Genomic DNA, 15,049 nt, shown 5'->3' with positions numbered 1-15,049 from the left:
ACTCGCCCCGATCGTGCTCCTGCGTGTTAGCCATGTAGCGACCAACCGGCACCATCAAACGGTCGACAAGCCTGCCACGCCTCGGCCCACAACGTCGCCGGTGATCGCAATTTTCACAGTGACGCGATCACTGCCTGGATCAGGCGACCGCAGGCGGCGCCGCGACCATCATGTTCTCGTGTACTGCCTCCGTGAAAAAATGCCGGCGACGACGAGCGGCATGATAACGGCGACCGGAAGAGTCGACGCAAAGCATCGCGTCGGCGAATCAAAACGCTCCGTCAACTGACGCGCTCTCCCCCGGGACCGGCTGGACCAGGCTCCGCCGCGCCGCTGCCATGACCAGTTCACTGATCGTCGCGAGCGGCTCGGGCTCCTGCTCCCAGTGATGCCAGTAAAGATCGATCATCAGGTCGTGCCCGGGGGCGAGCGCCACCAGTCTGCCGCCACTGATCAGCGGCCCGGCCTGCATGGCGGGGACCAGCCCGTAACCGAGCTCGTCCAGGATCGCATTGAGCAAGGCCGCCGGCGAAGGAAAATAGTGTCTGGGGTACCTGCTGACCGTCACCCCGAAATGCGACCCGAAAAACACATCGTGCAGGGTGTCCTTCCGGTCAAACAGGATGGCTGTGGCCTCGAGCACGCCCGGCAAGGTCAGGCCACCGGCGAAATGTTCGCGGGCGAACCCGGGTGTGGCGACGCACTGGTAGCGCATCTGTCCGACCGGCTCCGCCACGAAACGATCGACAACCGGTTCCGGCTGGGTGGACAGGAAGCCTTTGACGTCGCCGCGCGCCAGTGCCTCGAGCGTATGGTCCTGATCGTCCACAACGATCTCAAGCGCCACATGGTGTTGCGCCAGCTCACGCGTGACCGGCTCAAACCAGGTGGCAAGCGAATCGGCGTTGACGGCAAGGGCAAGCGCTGTTGTCGACCTCCTCCCCGGAGTGACACGCCGCAGCAGCTCATCTTCCTGCAGCCGCACTGTCATGAAATGACGAAACACGTCTTCGCCCGCTTTCGTTAGCATCACGGTGGGTTCGCGGATCAGGAGCAGCGCCCCGATCGACTGTTCGAGCCGCTTGACGCGGCGCGTCGCTGCAGCAGAGGAGATGTTCAGCGCGACCGCCGCCTGCGTGAAACTGCGATATTCGACCACTGCGGCAAACGTCTCCAGTTCGATCATGTTCAACGTCGCGCCCTCCTCCCGAACCACGCATAGGTATCAACAAAAAAACGTTCTGTCTGGAATGCGGCGGCGCCGTCGCCCCACAGCCGCCCGAGGGCTTCGCGTCGATGGTTTCCTTCGTTCAGGTGCCAAAGCGCCGCCTTCGGTACACCAACAGACGCGCACCTTCGCTGAAAGTTGTTGCCCGATTCCAGTGGTTAACACACGCGCGTAACGGGCTGGGCATTCATTGCCTCCGCGGATCGGATCGTTGTCTGCCTTCCGCAGGACCATCCTTGCCCAGCGGGGACGCGATGAGGACACCGTTCAGTGATTCCTTCCGAAGCATGCCACTGCGGCTTCAGCCGGCGCCAGGCCGGCGTGGAAGTAGCCCTGGAGACGTTTGATGATCGTCGCGTCAGGGTGATACGGCGGGCGCACGAAATTCGCTGCAACGGCTTCGTCGTACCAGGCGCACGTCCATACTTCCAGCTCGCGGGCGTACTCGGGCGTTAGCGGCTTCGATTTCTCAAACATTTCTGTACTCCACTCAATCCCGGACTTGCCCGGCTTTGATGGCCGGGTCGATCCTCTATCGCGCTGCACTTGCGGGAAACACTCCATCACGGACGTTCGGACTCAGGCGGGAAGACGCATCAAGCACGGTCCTTGTCGCGGAAGAAGAAAATTGCAGGCGGGCCTGCAGGTCCGCGTGCCAGGGATGGGCTGTGTGACGACCGGCACGCCACTTCCAGGTTTGTACTGATAGATGTCGCTCATGACTTCTCCTTTCTCCCGCAGGACCTTCCATCTCGCGCATCAGTCCCGTTCGGGCTCAGACGCGGATTGTGTCAAACCGGCGGCGAAGATGGGCTCGAAGAGATATCCCTGAACCCAATGCGCGCCACAGGCCTGGGAGACGTACAGGTCTTCCTCGTCCTCGACACGTTCGACCACCACATGCGAAGCGCATGTTCGCGCCAGACGGATCAGCGCACCCAAATGTACTCGTGCGCACCCGTTCGAGCGGGCCTGATGCAGATATCCACCATCGACTTTTGCAATGTCAGAGGCATAGTCCAGGTAACAGCTCCGTCGGTCTATTGATTTACGCTTTCGTGTTCAACACAATTCCCCGCAACCCGCATGGCGGGTCTTTCTGGCTGTGGCGGGAAGATGCACCATGACCCGTCACGGTGGCGAAAAAAGAACATTGCCCTTGAGCCCGCCTCATTGTCTGCGACGACACAAACGTAGCGCCCGTGTCCGGATCGTCCGACGTGACTGACTCTAAACCCTCGTTTGGGATCGGGTGCCAGCCAGTCCTGAACCATATTTCTCAACGACCTTCCTACGCTTGCCATGACTTTCTCCATCCTGTTTCAACCTCAGTGCGGCGATCGTACGGATCTCGCAGATGTGACGCTCTCTTTCCAGCTGTGCCTTGCCAGCTGTCAATCATGGATTCCGGCGCTCCCGCATACGGCATGTTGAATCCCGCCGGCGCCCCGCCAATCGATTCGACGCTTTGATGCGATCACCGCGTATCCGCTGCGCGAGTTCCGCCGTTTCGTCACTCGCCGTGACATCGTCGGCAAACATGCTCTTCTGACGTTTATGCCGCTCGCAAAACTGCCTCGCTGTTAGTACTTCTGCTGAACCTTTGGGAGCTGAGTTCGCTTTCATAGCTTGATGAGCCATTCGTCACCAGATCCGCAAGGATGCCCGCCGAGACGGCAGCCAGCGTGAGGCCCAGATGCCCGTGCCCGGTGGACACAAAGATGGAGCGATGGCCTGGAACGCGCTCGATGACCGGTAAGGAGTCCTGTGTACTGGGGCGCTCACCGCTGCGTACCTCGAATCCTGGTCGAGCTCTGAGACCCGGCAGGGTTTTGCGCACGCGATCCAGCGCAGATAACAGCAGGTCGGGCCGCGCTCGGAAACATGGCAGTCCGAAGTGACTGAAACCGGAAATCCTGGCTCCGCGTTCACTCGGCGTCAGAACCACGCCAAGGCCTGATAGCGAAACAGGCCTACTGATAAATCCGGGCTCGACGTCCAACTCGATGTGGTACCCGATTTCGGCAACCAGCGGAATGCGATGATCGCAATCTGCCAGAAGCCGGTTCGAGTGTGCGCCGGTCGCGAGAACAACGGTTCCGGGTGAGTAGTCTCCCCGGGCACACTTCACGGCGACCTTTCCGCATCTTGCGCTATTAAGGCCCTGTACCCTGTCGAAGCACAGGAGCCCGCCGCGTTGGACAAATACGTCCGCAAGACTGGCCACAAACGCAGCGGTATCAGTCACGTGAGCCGCCCCTGCCAGGAAGGTAGCTCCGGCCGCACTTGGCCCAAGCGCGAGACGGCAAATCGCAGGCTCTAACGCGGCCAGTTCTCCGCCAGACACTATCCTGACAGCCTCGCCGAGCGACGTGCGAATCGAGTTCAGACATGTTGCCCGATCGACTTCGCAAGAGGAGAGATGAACCGCCAGGTGACCGCATCTGCTGAGGGGCGGCAGGTCCGAGCCAAGCAGCAGTTCGAGAGAACGAAGTGAGTCTCGACAGAGTTCATGAAGTAGGTCCCTGCCATGCCAGACGATGTCCGACCGCGTTGCTCTCGCGTATTGAACACACCACGAAAGCAGGCCTGGAGCTGATCGCCAATCGAGGGCGGAAGACGAACTAGCCTTGAAGAAAGCGGCAGGAAGCTCGGGAATGCGATAGTACGTGCTGGACCGGAATGCGCCTGGGTAGATCACGCCCGCACTGACAAAGCTGCAGCCCTGCGCGAGAGACTGCTGGTCCAGCAGCATGACCTTCAACCCACGCTGTTGAAGTTCCAATGCCGCGGTGATCCCTGTGACTCCCGCTCCAACGACGATCGCATCCAACTTGAGACTCCATGCCGTCACAAAGGACCGCGGTAACGAAATGTCCGGCTTCCTCGAGACAATTCCGCTTAGCCGATGTCGAAGGCCGGTGATGGTTAGTTGAGTAAGCTCGTTGCGTATTTCCGGATTCATACACTGCGGAGCCAGCTAAAAAAACGACATTTTTCGAACTCGTCCTGCGAATGACTAATGCGTCGTCGCAATGCAAGCAGTCGCGCATGACTGCGCCTCGACGGCTGGATCAGATCGAGACGTCAATCCACGGGCGTTCCACATACCTTCTTCGCCGTCAGTCCGTGTGGTACCGCTTCTTCAGCGGTAAAGCCATATCGCTCCATGATCTTCTGTACTCCGCCGTTAGCCTGGAGTTGCTTCAAGCCCGTGTTGTAGAGGTCTCTCAGTGGCGTATCGTCCGGACGAAAAGCAACGGCGGCGTAGTTTGCCACCACCTCGCCGTTTTTGACCAGACCCTTGAAAGGACTTGCCCGTTCGACCGCGCGGAGGTTCCGATCTTTGGACACTGCAATCGCTGAGGCAGACGAGAGCGTAAAGGCATCGATTCGATTTGCTAGGAGTGCGGCAATCCCAGTTTCCACGCCCTCGAACTGCTGAATCCGCGAACTCGCGATACCCGCTTCAAGGGCATGCTCAGTGTTAGTGCTCGCGCGCCCCCCGCCCATGCGTATGTTCTGATTTCGGACCACATCTGCAAAACTGTGAATAGCGAAAGGGTTACCCTGTCTAACTATCAACTCATCTCCGATCGCCAAATCAGGATCGCTGAAAGTTACCTGACCACACCGCACAGGTGTAATAGCAAGTCCGGCAGCCGCGGCATCTATCCGCTTTGCGAGTAAGCTTGGAATCAAAGCACCAAAGTCCACTACCACAAAGTCGAGCTTGCTAATTCCCGCCGACCTGAAAATGGTTCTAACGATGTCAGGATAAAACCCTGCAGCGTCACCGTCTTTTGTCACGTAGCCCCAGGGGGCTTGATTCGCAATTCCGATAATCAAGTGACGTTCCTGCAGGGCGGGAGAAGCGGTCGGCTGCGCCACGGCACCGTACGGTGCAGTAAGCATTACTGTGCTAAACAACAGGCCAATATTGAGTTTCCCGAACACTTTTAACATCGAAAATTACCCCTCTAAAAAACGAGCTGTCAATGCCCCGCTGACTGCCGCTTTCCAGTGCAACTGGCACAAATGCTGGCGCGGCTGCGGGTTGCAAATCTGCCGGATGGCCCGGCAGCCCCTTGGGCAGCCGGCCTTCTGTCTGATTGATCCAACGTCGCAGCAGGTTAGCGTTGAGCCTGTGCTCCAGCGCGACCGCTGCAACCGATATTCCAGTTCTGCGGCAGGGAGCTACGACCCTGGCCTTGAACTCCTCGCTGTAACGTCGCCGGCGGTGGCGTTCGGAAGGCACTCCGCCTTCGACGATAGTGTTCACATGTCCGCTTGAACACGATTACTCACAAGAGCTTTACCGGACCTCAAGATGGGATGTCCGGCCGCTTACCATTGACTTTGCTTTTTTAAAGCATTTCGTTCACTAGCGTAACTTGGTCCTTCCATGCGCTCTTTCGAGATAACGCCCGAAAACCGTCACTGGATAGCAAATGATCAGATAGGCTAGCAGAAGACCGGTGTAAATTCCGACCGGATCATAACTCAGCTCGGATATTTGCTTTGCGCGAAAGGTCATGTCCGTTAGCGTGATTAAGGAAACCAGAGATGTGCCTTTTATCAGTTGAATCGCTTCGTTCACGAACGTTGGAATCATGACCGAAATCGCCTGTGGCAACTCAATCGTCCTGAGCACGTCAAAGCGATTCATCCCTAAGGCCAAGCCTGCTTCGCTTTGGCCGCGACTGAGTGCCTGCAGCGCGGCTCGCACTGACTGGCTACCGTATCCACCAGCGTTCATTCCCAGTACTAGTGCACCTACGGCAATAGCCGACAAACTTATGCCGAACGCCGGTAGCGAGTAGTAGAAGGCGTAGAGAAGGACGATAGCTGAAGAGCTGCGCCAGAACTCAATTACAGCGGTCACAAACCAACGGACTACACCGGTCGAGAAATGCTGCAAGACGCCGCCAACTACAGCGAACGGAATTGCATAGAGCAGACCTAAAAGGGTAACGATGGCTGTGATGCCAAACCCCTTATAGATCGCCAGCAAGATTTCAAAGAAGCCCACAGTACTTTCCTCGACAACACGTCATTCTCAGTCGACGCTGGTCGCATGATTGCGATAATGTACCAGCATCACCATTTTCCATGAGAGGCATAACGCTACTCATTTATGCAAGATCTGACCGAGAAATTTTTTAGCCCGCTCATGTCGCGGGTTGTCAAAAAATTCGGCTGGAGGAGCCTGCTCGATGATTTGGCCACCGTCCATGAACACCATCCGGTCCGCAACGTTACGGGCAAAGCCCATCTCGTGGGTGACACAGATCATCGTCATGCCGTCGGTGGCCAAACCGGTCATTACGTCGAGCACTTCCTTGACCATCTCCGGATCGAGTGCAGAAGTCGGCTCGTCGAAGAGCATGATCTTCGGTTTCATACAAAGCGCTCGAGCAATGGCCACTCGCTGCTGCTGCCCTCCGGAAAGTTGCCCTGGATACTTTTTTGCCTGCTCTGCAATGCGAACCCGTTGCAGATTTTCCATCGCGAGTGCTGCAGCATCGGACTTCTGCATTTTGCGCGCTCGGACAAGCGCCAGCATGCAGTTATCCAATACTGTCATATGTGGAAACAGATTGAAGTGCTGGAATACCATCCCTACGTCCCTGCGGATGAGAGGAAGCCCCTTCATGCCGGCGCGGACTTCAGTGCCATTCACGATTATTCGACCCTTCTCGTGTTTCTCTAGCTGGTTAATGCAGCGAATCAATGTCGATTTGCCAGATCCCGAGGGACCGCAAACCACCACACGTTCACCAACATAAATATCAAGACCCACATCTCGCAGCACCTGGAATGTGCCATACCACTTCGACACATTCTCCATGTGCACCGCTATCGGTACATTAACTTTTTGGCAGAAGTCAATCGCCCTTCCAGAAACCACCGTTTCGAACACCATATATTCTCCAATACCACCTTTGATTTACTTTACCTTGCGCGATTTCCGAAACCGAGACGCCGCTCAACGCGCCCGATGACAGCAACGGCAATTACCGACAAAATTAAGAACAGGACACCAACGTCGAACATTGGTTCGGCATAGCGGTAAGTGGCGGATGCAACGTCAAACGCGCTCCCCAAAAGCTCAGGAACGGCGATCACTGCCAACAGAGGCGTGGTTTTGGTAATCGCAATAACATAAGCACCCAATGGAGCAGCGACGTTGCGCAACATTTGAGGGGCGACAACAAATCTCGCAGTATCGATCCAACTAAGACCAAGCCCCTGAGAAGCCTCAGTTTGCCCCTTCGGAATCGCGTCGATACCGGCCTTGAAAACCTCAGATAGATATCCGGAAAAATATAAACTTAAGCCAAAAACACCGACAAACATAGCCGGCAACACAACCCCGTAGTACGGTAATACGAAGAATAAAAAATAAATCTGCACCAACACCGGAGTTGATCGAATCGCGTCAACGAGGAACTGAACGAATGGGCGCACATACGGGTGTGATCGCCTCAGAATTTCCCAGACGAAACCAAGCACCGATGCACCAATGAAGCTTAAAAGTGCGATCACAATAGTATTACCGATCCCCTCTGCGACGATGGGAATTATTCGAACTGCAAAGGCGAAATCAAAATTCATTTTGCTTAGTAACCCTCTGTTGCGCTTACATCCATTGAGCGGGTACCCACCAACCTAGTATATTCGGCATACTAGGCATGTCAATATAATGAAAACCCGAGGTGCAACCGGCGCATGATTGGGTGGGCCTGTCATGCGCCTCGCCGGTGTGGCTCCGCAGCTAGCTCTGCTCCTTACGAGCTAATCCTCGGGTGGGTTTGAGGTTCAAAAGCGGTGGCGCAGCCCAACGACCGCCAGAACTTGGTTGGATGTCGAGGATGCGGACACGCTAGTAAGATTGGCTACGGCAGGGTGCCCGGTCGAATCCGTGCCTGAAGCGTGCTGGTAGCCGACGTCGGCGAAGACATCGGTTCGTTTAGACAACAGATACACGGCACCTATCGCGCCCTGCTGGTAATGCGCCTCGTTGATCCCATATCCCTTCAGGTAGTCGTACGAAGCGCCGAGAAGCAAGGCCGGCGTTAGTTGGTATGTAACGCTGGCTTCTGCGTTGTGAAACTTTGCGCTGCCGCCCGCCCCGACCGAGGGAAGATTCGCGAGAGATCCAACATCCTTGAACTGTGTATTGCTGTACATGCCTGCCAGCGTCGCCTTCCCCAGTTTGTAGGAAACCCCTGCCGTAACGATCTGCATTGTCTTTGCAGATGCATAGCCCGAATACACCGTGCTTGCAGTCATATTCGACGCGGTGGTACTCGAGTTCGGATTGTTGCCAAAGTAGGAAAAGTTAGGGTCGCGGGCATTAACGTAGGCGGCGCCCACAGCCAATGGCCCCCGCTGGTAGTTGGCGCCGACGGACCAGACCTGGTTCCGGCTGAATTCCCCCGCTACACCACCAAAACTGTATAACCCACCGAATGTGAAACCTCCGTACGACTTACTCGCGTACTTGACAGCGTTGTTGACTCGATTGCCGCCGGCGCCGTTGTCGAGGTCGCCCGGATGCGCGAAGTAATACGGGGCCCAGATGTCCGCGGCCTCGAACATATAGGTGTAGTCGGTCACTGAATCGTATTGACGCCCCATGGTCACCGTTCCAAGCTTAGACGTTGATAGGCCAACATACGCTTGTCGCCCGAACTCCGCACCACCCTGCCCCAATCTACCTGTCATGGCGCTAAAGCCGTTCTCAAGCCTGAAGAGAGCCTGGACTCCACCACCGAGGTCTTCGCTTCCCTTGAGTCCCCATCGGCTTCCATTGATGTTCCCGCTCGTGGCCATGAACTGACTGTGCCCTGCCGCATTGTTTGTATAGACGAGGCCGACGTCGAACAGCCCATAAAGCGTTACCGAGCTTTGCGCGTGGGCGAGTGTGGAAAACATCAGCGGTACCGCCGCAGCAACTAGAGTTTTTTTCATGTCGGGCTTCTTTACTGTAGCAAGAGGAAGGGACCGCTGCTCCGTTGAGCGGCCGGTCCGTGATTCGTTGACGGAATGTTGGCTCCGAAGCGAGCCACTACGCGAGATCACGTCGTAGCGACACTCGCGTTTCCGGGGTCAACGATGTAAACAATACCTGGCATACATGGCATGTCAACGCGTCAAAAAAGCGTTGAGGGTTTTTCCTGACGGGGAGCCACGCAAACGAGCCGTTGCTGTTGTATTTCCGGCTACTGGATCGAATGGGAGAGATCTTCGCGGTAGCCGGCGGGCGCGCCGCGATGTTCCACAGGAGTAGCTCATCGATACGGTGCACCGGATGGTCCGCAATGCGCTCGATGACGTAGTGCAAATAGGCCTCGGGATCGAGCCCATTCAGGCGTCCCGAGCTGATCAGGCTTGTACATTGCGGCAGCACGCTCTTCGCCCGTATCGGAGCGCGGCCTGCGAACGTGAAGTTGCGGCGACCGAGAGCGGTTACGCGCGCGGCGCGCGCGGGGATCAGGTTGTCGATCTGCGCACGTCCATCGGTGCGGTAGTAGACGAGCGCCGGCCAGCGATTGAGCGCATAGCGAATCGCTTTGGTCGTGTCGGACTTCGCCGAGAGAGTGTGGCGAGCGTGGCCTCGAACCAGCGCTTCATGTCGTCCAGTAGCGGTACGGCCCGCGCCTGGCGCACGCTCCGACGTTCGTCCGGAGGTTTGCCGCGGATCTGCTCTTCGATCCGGTAAAGCGCACCGATGCGGCGCAGAGCCTCCTCGGTCACGGCATTGGGGCGCACCGCATGCAGCTCGCCGATCTTTCGGCGCGCTGCATGCGCCATAGATGCAGCTCCTGAATACGCTCGCCACGATACAGCTCTGCATAGCCCGCGAACGCGTCAGCCTGCAGCACACCGGCGAAGTCGGCCAGATGCTGCGGCGGATGCTCGCCGCGCCGGTCGGACGTGTAGGCATACCACACCGCCGGCGGCTCCTTTGAACCCGACGACCGGTCATCGCGAACGTAGACCCACAGGCGCCCTATCTTCGTGCGACCGTTACCGGGAGCCAGCACTGGCAACGGCGTAATCGGTGGGCGGCTTGCTGCCGCCGAGCGTGTAGCGCCTCACAACGTCGACCAGCGGATTGAGTAACCATGTGAGAGCACCTAGCCAATGCCCCATCGTGCCCGGCTCGATCTCGACGCCGTCGTGCGCGTACATGACCGATTGCCTGTAGAACGGGATGTGATACACGAACTTCGCTGCGGCAATGTGAGCGAGCAGTCCCGGGCCTGGCAGGCCTCGCTCAATGGGACGGCTTGGGGCGGCGGCCTGTGCGATGCAGGTCGCAGCACGAGCAGGCCCGCTTCGGGCGGCGATGACGGATCACGCGGAAGTGCGCGCGCACGTATTCGAGCTGCTCGGCAACATCCTCGCCGAGCGGCTCAAGTGTGTCACCACATTCTGGGCAGTCTTGCACGGTGGGCGGATGAATGCGCTCGTCACGTTCGAGATGGCCGGGCATCGGCTGTCGCACAGGTGACTCGCGATGTGCCCGCGTCTTCTTCGCCGTTGCGGCGGCAACCGCGCCCTCGTCGACCTGGAAGGTCTTCGAGTCTCAGTTCGAGCTGCTCGATCTGGCGATCGAGCTTCTCCGGCTTGCGCCCAAACTGCATCCCTGAAGAGGAAGATGTTCCCGCGCTGCGGGTCTTTCTCCGACACCGTCTGAACCATCGCAGCCAGAGAATTGAAACCGGAGCGCATGTCGGTCACCCCCGCAGCAATCCAATTGCGGAGCCTAGGGCTATAGTTCAATAAGCTGTCGCAACACCGGACGGTAACAACGGCTATTTCAATGAGCCGCGCCGAGTTGTCACGTCCCGACGGCGACTACCGCTTCGATTTCCACCTTCGCACCCCGCGGGAGCCCTTTCACCTCGTAACAGCATCGGGCAGGATACGGTGCGTCAAAGTATTTCGCATAGACCTCGTTGACCACTGAGAAGTCTCTGAGATCGGCCAGCAAAACTGTCGTTCTTAGCGTTTTGCTAATATTGGAATCCGCAGCTTTTGCTATGGCGGCCAGATTCCTCAGACACTGATGCGCCTGCTCCTCAACGTTGTCCGACGGGAATTGTCCTGTAGCCGGATCAATTGGCAGTTGTCCGGACACAAACAGAAGTTCGCCGCTTCGAATCGCTTGAGAATATGGACCTACTGCGTTTGGGGCGGCGTCTGTGCGGATTTCGGCAATCATTTTTCCTCTAACGAGTTAGCGTTGCTGGATTGAATCACAATGCTCGATATGGCCACTGCGGTTGAATCAGATCGCGTTCGCGACCTCTTTGTACCCATGTGATGTTGCGATCAATACGACGCGAGCATCGTGGGCCACCTTCCTCTCGGCGACAAGCTTGCGCAGACCGGTGAGCGCAGCGACACCTGAGAGTTCGAGATATAGTCCTTCCCTCGCCAGCACGGCCTGGTCGCATGCGACGTCATTGTCGTCAACAGAGACGGCTGATCCCCCGCAGAGCCTCAGCGCCTGCATCGACTGGTATGTAACGGTGTCACCGCCTATCGATACCATGTTGGTGTAATCGTGAAACTGCCCGACGGTGGATTGCCCTTCGAGCGCGCTCTGAATCCGGGGGAAGGGCTCGACAGCGTGAACTTTCGGGGTTGCGCAGAGGAAGCCGGTCTCCTGGAGGTCCTTGAAACCCTTGGCGATGCCCCACAAAATGTCTCCGCGCGCTGTTGGCACGACGACGTCCGTTGGAAGGGCCTCACGCATCTGAAGGTACAACTCCAGTGCTACTGCTCGGTACGAGTCGACACCAAAAGGATTACTCCCGACGGGCGGCACGTTGTAGTTTGTTGCTGGGTACCACTCGCCGGTGGCCGCGTGGTCCGCAACGCAGGTCCAACGTTCTTTAACGCTATCCACGATGACAACCTTGGCACCATGCATGCGAATAGCGCGCTGCCAATTAGGGCTCATATTTGCGGTCGTCACAACAACGCATTCGACGCCGGCCCGAGCTGCGTATGCAGCCATCGACACACCAGCGTTGCCGCTTGAGGCAACCGCGATCGCCTTCGCACCAACATCAACTGCGCGTTGAGAGACCGTTGCCCCCATCCGGTCTTTGTGAGAGCCGGCAGGATTCGCGAATTCGTTTTTCGTAAGCAGACTGTCAACGCCAATCTCTGCTGCGAGACGCGGCAAGCTCGACAATGGCGTCCTCCCCTCGCCAAGACCAGAGCCGTCGGGGTAACAGAGCCAGTCATGGATCGAGTCCCATTCGAGTGATGAGGGAAAGCTCGCGTAATGAGGCGCCACGCTCGCAGGAACGCCCTTCTTCGCGCAGGAAGGACAACCTTCGAAGTAATCGCCTACAGGGTGAACTGTCTCGCACCGGATGCACTGCATTCCGTCGATTCTGGGATTAAGGTTACTAGCCACTCCGCGATCCTCTCATGATAAAAAACGGGAGCGTGCGATACCGCTCCTGATGTGAACGATGGTTGATGTCGAGTGCCTATTGATCAGGCTCTGCCATCAGTCCGAACAGCGCGTCCCCAACCGAGCAGAGAGTGGGGAACCGACGGAACGTCACGATTCCCGCAGCCGGAAACGTAAGTTCGACCGGCTCGTTCACCGCATCGAGTCCATGAATGAAGCCAGCCGGCCGGCCGCACTCGACGACATCTCCTGGTGCCGCAAGAGGCTCAAAGAGCCCACCGCATGGCGCATAGATAGACTCCAGCAGACCAAGCAGACGAACCAGCTTCGTTTCGCCTGCTTCCAGCGCATCGATTTCTGGCACTATTCCATAGTCCCTGAGGACACGGCGCACGCCACCTTCTGCGATCGCCAGTCCAGCTTTCGAAAGAGTTGATCCGCTGCCGAGCTCCGCAGTTAGTGCGGGAATGCCCTGTTCCTCGGCTGCCGCGAATAGGGTGGTATTCGCCCCCCCGCCCTCTCCCGCGGTCATCGCGCTGTACGGGGCACCAAAACTTTTTAGTAGTCGACGGATATCTTCCGCTTGCTTTTCATCTCGTCCCGGGCGAGCAAGCGCCATCGCTACATGATCGAGTGAGCTACCTCCAGAGTGCAAATCTATAACCACATCGGCCATCGGAAATAGTTCAGAGGCGACATAGTGCGCGATCATGGATGTAGGCCCCCCGGCTGCATCACCCGGAAACAAACGATTGAGGTTCCCCCCATCCAGGGGCGAGTTACGTCGGCCAGCCGCCACGGCTGGCTGGTTCAACGCTGGAAGAATGATCACCCGTCCACGAACCCGCCCCTTCCTGAGGTCATGTACGAGGCGACGAAGCGCAACTTGGCCCTCGTACTCGTCACCATGCGTGCCGGCAGTAAGCAATGCCGTCGGTCCGTCGCCGCCGTTGAAGCAAAACATCGGTACGGGGATCCAACCGTATGCAGAGGTATCCGAAGAGTAAGGAACTCGCGCGAAATCAGCTTGCGCTCCTCGTGCATTGAAGTCGATCGTAGTCCAGACGCGGCTTTTCATTGAAAAATGTGCTCTGAATAATCAGCGGTTGTTGATGCGGGCCTCGGTAAATCACGTGCCTGCGACGCGGTAGTTCGCAGGCTGATCGCTTATAGTTCTACAATGGGCAGCCGCTCCGGGGCCAATGGGCTAAGGAACTCGGGGCCCGACGACGTGACCCGGAATACCTCTTCCACTTGAAAGACGCCGCCTGCTGCCTCCAGCTTTGGCTCGACGTGCAAGACCATGTCTTCAAGAATGACTTCGGTCGAGCCGGCCATAAGCGATGGAGGTTCGGTCAACGCAATTCCGGAGCCATGTCCCACGCGACCTGCACTGGAAATGCGTGCCAGCTGCCGTTCGGACCAAAGTCTTTCAAACAAGACGAAGGCATCGTGCCCCGTCATCCCAGGGCGAATTCCTTCGGCTAAGCGAAGCGTGACTCCCCTTACATAGCCATAGAGATCTTCTTGCTCCGCCGTTGCTTTACCGACTTTAGCTACGCGACAAAGGTCGCTGATCTGGTCAGCTCGGCGAACCCCGATGTCGGCCCATACGAAGTCGTCAAGCTCCAGTCTTACGCCCGAATTCGGTTGTGCGTAGCTCCTGCCACCGCGACCAAATCTGACAGGTAGCCAATCGACACTATCCGCGCCGAGACCAATCATCCGTTGCTTGAGTTGCTGCCCAAACGCGTATTCGGTCATACCGATGCGCAGATCAGGAAGCCCCTCGAAAAAGGCGGTTGTTGCGATGTAACAGGCATTTTTCACGGCTTGCAGCTCGTGGTCACTTTTGACCATGCGCTGCGTCCAGATGAGGTCGGCTGCGTCCGTCAACCGGTAACTGCTTGTCTCTCCCCTCAACGAGTCGATCAGCGCCACCGAGCCGCGTCCGAGCATATCGCGACCATAGTCGAACCCGATGGCGGATCCACTGGGAAGTTCGCTAAGGACCTGCCCGACGGCTCGAATTGCATCGTCAGTGAAGCCGTCATAAAAGACAGGTCGGACCCGTGGATTGCGACCGTTGTGCTCATTTTTCTCTTCAATCCGACTGGCAACGATCGTAACGCCTGGCTTGTCGCGTCGGACAACCGCGAACAAGGGGCGGGTGTCCGACAACCAGAAGAGTGTGCGAAAGCCTGTGTAGTACTCGAAATTGTGCTGGGAAGTGACAACGAGCGCATCCAGCCCGCCAGTAGCCAGGTTTTCTCGTAAGCGCTCGATTCTTCCCCCGACTTCCTCTTGACTCGGCCACTCAGGTAAGGAAATAGCCATCCACTTCTTCTCCATTCAACGCGGTAAGTGACCCCACC

At 57.5% G+C, this 15,049-nt stretch carries 14 protein-coding genes and 1 pseudogene; all 15 read right to left on the bottom strand.

What is annotated here, in order from left to right; all coding sequences use genetic code 11:
* Positions 1 to 268: 268 nt before the first annotated feature.
* Positions 269 to 1,186 (bottom strand): HTH-type transcriptional regulator ArgP, encoded by a 918-nt coding sequence (locus OKW35_RS25380; protein WP_429553855.1) that lies wholly within the window; start codon positions 1,184 to 1,186, stop codon positions 269 to 271.
* Positions 1,187 to 1,495: 309 nt separating this feature from the next.
* On the bottom strand, positions 1,496 to 1,705 hold the full coding sequence (locus OKW35_RS25375) for a hypothetical protein (protein WP_102630917.1): 210 nt from the start codon (positions 1,703 to 1,705) through the stop codon (positions 1,496 to 1,498).
* Positions 1,706 to 1,987: 282 nt separating this feature from the next.
* A complete protein-coding gene (locus OKW35_RS25370; RefSeq protein WP_429553854.1) occupies positions 1,988 to 2,233 on the bottom strand; it encodes an EAL domain-containing protein in 246 nt (81 codons plus the stop codon).
* A gap of 550 nt (positions 2,234 to 2,783) precedes the next feature.
* Positions 2,784 to 4,193 carry an NAD(P)/FAD-dependent oxidoreductase gene (locus tag OKW35_RS25365; RefSeq protein ID WP_429553462.1) on the bottom strand — a complete coding sequence of 470 codons (1,410 nt, stop codon included), beginning with the start codon at positions 4,191 to 4,193 and terminating at the stop codon, positions 2,784 to 2,786.
* Positions 4,194 to 4,315: 122 nt separating this feature from the next.
* Positions 4,316 to 5,194 carry a transporter substrate-binding domain-containing protein gene (locus OKW35_RS25360; RefSeq protein ID WP_429553461.1) on the bottom strand — a complete coding sequence of 293 codons (879 nt, stop codon included), beginning with the start codon at positions 5,192 to 5,194 and terminating at the stop codon, positions 4,316 to 4,318.
* On the bottom strand, positions 5,151 to 5,486 hold the full coding sequence (gene tnpA, locus OKW35_RS25355; protein WP_429553853.1) for an IS66-like element accessory protein TnpA: 336 nt from the start codon (positions 5,484 to 5,486) through the stop codon (positions 5,151 to 5,153). Before tnpA ends, OKW35_RS25360 begins: the two co-directional genes overlap by 44 nt.
* 126 nt (positions 5,487 to 5,612) lie before the next feature.
* A complete protein-coding gene (locus OKW35_RS25350; protein ID WP_429553460.1) occupies positions 5,613 to 6,260 on the bottom strand; it encodes an amino acid ABC transporter permease in 648 nt (215 codons plus the stop codon).
* Positions 6,261 to 6,359: 99 nt separating this feature from the next.
* On the bottom strand, positions 6,360 to 7,079 hold the full coding sequence (locus OKW35_RS25345) for an amino acid ABC transporter ATP-binding protein (RefSeq protein WP_429553852.1): 720 nt from the start codon (positions 7,077 to 7,079) through the stop codon (positions 6,360 to 6,362).
* A 104-nt stretch (positions 7,080 to 7,183) separates the two neighbouring features.
* The gene (locus OKW35_RS25340; protein ID WP_429553459.1) at positions 7,184 to 7,846 is read right to left on the bottom strand and encodes an amino acid ABC transporter permease; all 663 of its coding nucleotides are present in this window, start codon (positions 7,844 to 7,846) and stop codon (positions 7,184 to 7,186) included.
* Positions 7,847 to 8,050: 204 nt separating this feature from the next.
* On the bottom strand, positions 8,051 to 9,205 hold the full coding sequence (locus OKW35_RS25335) for a porin (RefSeq protein ID WP_429553458.1): 1,155 nt from the start codon (positions 9,203 to 9,205) through the stop codon (positions 8,051 to 8,053).
* Between the two features lie 259 nt (positions 9,206 to 9,464).
* Positions 9,465 to 10,884 (bottom strand): annotated as a pseudogene (tnpC, locus tag OKW35_RS25330) (IS66 family transposase); the annotation flags it as partial.
* Positions 10,885 to 11,081: 197 nt separating this feature from the next.
* Positions 11,082 to 11,465, bottom strand: a complete 384-nt coding sequence (locus OKW35_RS25325) for a RidA family protein (RefSeq protein ID WP_429553457.1) — start codon at positions 11,463 to 11,465, stop codon at positions 11,082 to 11,084.
* Positions 11,466 to 11,531: 66 nt separating this feature from the next.
* Positions 11,532 to 12,641, bottom strand: coding sequence for a pyridoxal-phosphate dependent enzyme (locus OKW35_RS25320; protein ID WP_429553851.1), 1,110 nt, complete (start codon positions 12,639 to 12,641; stop codon positions 11,532 to 11,534).
* A gap of 109 nt (positions 12,642 to 12,750) precedes the next feature.
* Positions 12,751 to 13,752: a succinylglutamate desuccinylase/aspartoacylase family protein gene (locus OKW35_RS25315; RefSeq protein WP_429553456.1), complete on the bottom strand. Its 1,002-nt coding sequence runs from the start codon at positions 13,750 to 13,752 to the stop codon at positions 12,751 to 12,753.
* 89 nt (positions 13,753 to 13,841) lie between these two features.
* Positions 13,842 to 15,011, bottom strand: coding sequence for a M24 family metallopeptidase (locus OKW35_RS25310; RefSeq protein ID WP_429553455.1), 1,170 nt, complete (start codon positions 15,009 to 15,011; stop codon positions 13,842 to 13,844).
* Positions 15,012 to 15,049: the final 38 nt, after the last annotated feature.

It is taken from the genome of Paraburkholderia sp. MM5477-R1 (assembly GCF_050436385.1).
Classification (GTDB): domain Bacteria; phylum Pseudomonadota; class Gammaproteobacteria; order Burkholderiales; family Burkholderiaceae; genus Paraburkholderia; species Paraburkholderia tuberum.
The sequence above is the reverse complement of the archived record's forward strand: the minus strand, read 5'-3'. Positions and strand labels throughout refer to the sequence as shown.